We start from the raw sequence: 865 nt of genomic DNA, 5'->3' as shown, positions 1-865 counted from the left end.
CAACGAACTCGGTGTGAAGGCAGAGATGACCTCCAGCGGCGCAACCCTGGCCGGCCGCACGCTGCAAGATCTAAGAATCAATGCCGATGCGACGGCGACGCCGAACAATCCCCAAGCCAAGCTGACCGCAACCGGAAGCCTCGGCGGCCAGGCGATCAATGCCAGGGCCGATGTGGTCTCCGAGAATGGCCGCACGTCGATCCCGATGCTGGAGGCGACGATCGGCGACAACCGGCTGACCGGCGCGCTCAATCTGACGCCCGACTTCAAGCCGGACGGCACGATCGACTTCAACCTGCCCGACCTCGGCCTGCTGGCCGCGATGGCCGGCCAGACCGCATCCGGCGATCTCGCCGGTTCGGCCACCGTACGCACCGTCAACGGCGTCACCTCGATCGCCCTCAAGGCAAGCGGCGGCAGCATCAGCCGCAATGCGCTGACGATTGCCAGACCGACCGCCGATATCAGCATCGCCGATATCGCCAGGCTGGCGATCCGGGGCAACATCGGTGCGGAAAGCCTCGGGCAGGGAGAAAACCGCCTCTCGGGCCTCAATCTCGCCTTCGAGCAGCAGGCGGGACGGACCGGCTTCTCGATCGACGCTGCCTATGACGGCGCGCCGGTCGCGGCGACAGGCGATCTCGTAAGCAATGCCGGTCGCACGGAAATCCGCCTGGCGTCCTTCTCGGCAACTCCAAGGAAGGTCCCGCTGCAGCTTGCCGCGCCGACGACGATCGCGATCGAGAACGGCATTGTTCGCCTCGGTGACCTCACCATCCTTGCGTCGGACGGCACGATTGTCGTGGCGGGCACCGCCGGCGAGCAACTCGACATTTCGGCGCAAATCAACGCGCTGCCGGCCACC

Annotated in this window: 1 pseudogene; it reads left to right on the top strand. The window is 66.1% G+C overall.

Annotation, left to right across the window (positions count from 1 at the left end):
* Positions 1-865, top strand: a pseudogene (locus tag QN222_RS30205) (translocation/assembly module TamB); the annotation flags it as partial.

This window comes from Sinorhizobium sp. 6-70, assembly GCF_030124375.1.
GTDB lineage: Bacteria > Pseudomonadota > Alphaproteobacteria > Rhizobiales > Rhizobiaceae > Sinorhizobium.
This window is presented reverse-complemented; position numbering and strand designations above follow the sequence as displayed.